The 2,622-nt window shown below is 54.7% G+C and carries 3 protein-coding genes and 2 pseudogenes; 4 read left to right on the forward strand and 1 reads right to left on the reverse strand.

Translation table 11 applies throughout. The features are described from left to right. Nucleotides 1-130: 130 nt before the first annotated feature. From PQU92_RS18960 to PQU92_RS18725, 4 genes and pseudogenes are all read left to right on the forward strand, one after another. Complete coding sequence (locus tag PQU92_RS18960; protein WP_368407124.1) at nucleotides 131-286, forward strand: Arm DNA-binding domain-containing protein; 156 nt, start codon at nucleotides 131-133, stop codon at nucleotides 284-286. Between the two features lie 142 nt (nucleotides 287-428). Further along, nucleotides 429-557: pseudogene (locus PQU92_RS18715) on the forward strand (DDE-type integrase/transposase/recombinase); the annotation flags it as partial. Nucleotides 558-744: 187 nt separating this feature from the next. After that, nucleotides 745-1,710, forward strand: coding sequence for a hypothetical protein (locus PQU92_RS18720; protein WP_272749815.1), 966 nt, complete (start codon nucleotides 745-747; stop codon nucleotides 1,708-1,710). A gap of 253 nt (nucleotides 1,711-1,963) precedes the next feature. Then, nucleotides 1,964-2,121, forward strand: a pseudogene (locus tag PQU92_RS18725) (IS3 family transposase); the annotation flags it as partial. Between the two features lie 107 nt (nucleotides 2,122-2,228). Here PQU92_RS18725 and PQU92_RS18730 read toward each other — a convergent pair. Then, complete coding sequence (locus tag PQU92_RS18730; protein WP_272749816.1) at nucleotides 2,229-2,405, reverse strand: hypothetical protein; 177 nt, start codon at nucleotides 2,403-2,405, stop codon at nucleotides 2,229-2,231. Nucleotides 2,406-2,622: the final 217 nt, after the last annotated feature.

A 2,622-nucleotide genomic window follows, 5' to 3' on the forward strand; every position in this document is an offset into this window, starting at 1 on the left:
CCGACCATTGCGCGTCACTAAGCCAGAACTCATGAGCCATAGCTTATCTCCTCGAATAAACGAAGAGAATCAATGTTTGCACCTTAAATCAATAGGATGATTAGGTTTTAAACCTAGGCGGAGATGATCCATGGCGGCACATACGCTTAACAGGCTGAAGGCAAGATTTGTCGAGAGTGTAAAAGAACCAGGCCGCTATAGCGACGGTGGCGGACTGTACCTCTTGGTCAAGTCGGCAACTTCCAAGTCGTGGGTATTCAGATATAACTTCGATGGAAACACCTAACGAACGTTTCTTATTTTGATAAGGACCGGGTTTAAACCTCGGGCTAAATGAGATTGTCAAATTAAGTTGCAATTTGACGGTCGGTCCATCGTTGTTACTGACGGCGGTGCCTAAGTTTTTTTGACAACCGAATTTGCAGCTTCGCGCGCTGGCCCCGAACTGTCTTTGGATGTCAGGCTTTACCTACGTGGCCACATGGCAAGGCTTCGTCTACGTGGCTTTCGTAATTGACACCTTTGCGCGCCGCATCGTCGGCTGGCGCGTCAGCAGAATCCGGGGACGCCGTGTGGAATAGCTGCGACGGTCACGTGCGCCAATAATCCACGCTCTGCAACAATTTGCGACATGGCGATTGCCGGGGAATTGGCAGATTTTAGGGGCAATAGCGGTGGCGCGATTGTCGCTGTGAGCTAAGCGCTGAGCCGTCCGATCTCATCCCTTGTCGAAGGACTTTAACCATGACCCGCACGTTCGCGTCGATGCTACGCCTCACCGTTACCCTGCTGGCGTTCGCAAACATGTCAGCCGCTCAGGAGCGGTTTGTCCTCCCGTCAAAGAACGCGAAGCTCGGCAGTGAAAGTGTGATCGATCAAAAAATAATTGACACTAATGTACGGCTCAACGCCCGCATGGCAAAGGCACTGGACAGCGATCCGATATTGAAGGCTGCGATCGAGAAAGACCTGAGGCCAATACTTAATGAAAAGGACCCGGCAAAACGGCTCGCCTTGGCCAAAGCGTTTCGCGCGGCACACGAGAGGGACATACAACGCGTTCTGGCAAAGGGCGGCTTCGATCTGAACAGCTCAGTCAAAGAGTTTGAAGGCATCGATCCAAGCGTGAGTGTGACCTCGATCAACGGGGTGCAGGTGCTGCGTCGTCGGGCATCCGAATCGTCTGCAGCGCAGACGCCCCCGCCGACACCGGTCGGAGGGACCGTCAGGGAATTGGTCAGCGCCGACTTCCAGTTTGAGCAGTCCACCGATTGCGCACCGGGGCAGGGTCGATCGGAGCGGTCCGGGGGCTATTTGATCAGTGAGACCGAGCGATGTTCAACATCGGCGCGCATGACGCACGAACTGGAGGTGCCTGCCGGATTTCAAGCGCGTGTAGAGATGCGCGCGAACTTGTCGTCAGAGGCACATGCGATCATGTCGTTTGCCCATAGCTATAGCCGGATATTGATTGTGCGCGGGACCGAAACAGTGGAGATACGCGAAACCAACGCGGACCTTCCGAACACAATGGCCGACGACGCCGGGCATAGCTTGGACGGTGCGACGATTATCCGGCAGTTACCCCCGGGAAAGTATACCTTGGTGTCCAAGACCTCATCGATCACGTGCACCTTTCCGTTTGGGTGGGCTGTGGCCGAAGGCAAGGTGTCGGCTCTTCGCGTAAAGATCACGATGACGCCACTATGAACGGGCGAAGCGCGTGCCTTCGGCATTGATACCTTGTGCACTTTCGAGCGTCCTCGTTGCGCGGGGCACCTGGGCATCGAGGTTCGACAGGCGTGACGGTGAAACAGAAGAAATTGGCGTTGATACTTGGCACTTTGATCCTCTGCATCGGCTTACTCATAGCCGCCGTCGAGGGCCAGCGCACCGCTTATTTCTGGTTCATACTGACAAGGTCGAAACCATCGCCAATGGCGTAGCCGTCGGCTTGATCATCGCCACCATCATGGCGCTGCGGGATCATGATATCTCGCAGCGCCATGATGGTGGCTAGTCGGTGTCGATACCAAAACCGTCCGCCGCGACGCGCCACCGGATTATCCGGATATTCGTCAGGAAATGCAGAAGATCGCCACAGAGCGCTTGAGCTGTGGAATAAATCCGCGCACGGCGCGCTTGCCCAACAACAAACACACGAAGATTACTCCGCCAGACTCTCGTTATGACTGATGGAGCAACGGGGGGCAGATCAACGGCGCTGCCTAAGTTTTTTTGACAACCGTATTTGCAGCTTCGCGCGCGGCCGTGTTGCTGATCACGGCGGCGATGGCGTTAACGGTTTCGTCGGAAAGGCCATCTGATATTTTATCGATGCGACGAAGAGCGCGAACGATAGCGAGTTCCGGCTCTCGTACAATTCTCTCGTCCAAGTCGCTCATCACCTCATCCAGATCTGGCCGACGTCCCATATGACCTTCCAAGTAGAAAGACAAAAGTACTCCAACATCAATGTTAAGGACCTTGGCCCAATCCGGTATTTGAACCGCCCCGGCTTTGCCGGAGGCTCCAACTTCTGAGAAGATGGAGCTACTATGAACAAAACGACGAACAAGTTTTCACCTGAAGTCCGCGAACGCGCTGTGCGGATGTTTCTCG

The sequence above is a fragment of the Asticcacaulis aquaticus genome (assembly GCF_028550415.1).
Classification (GTDB): domain Bacteria; phylum Pseudomonadota; class Alphaproteobacteria; order Caulobacterales; family Caulobacteraceae; genus Asticcacaulis; species Asticcacaulis aquaticus.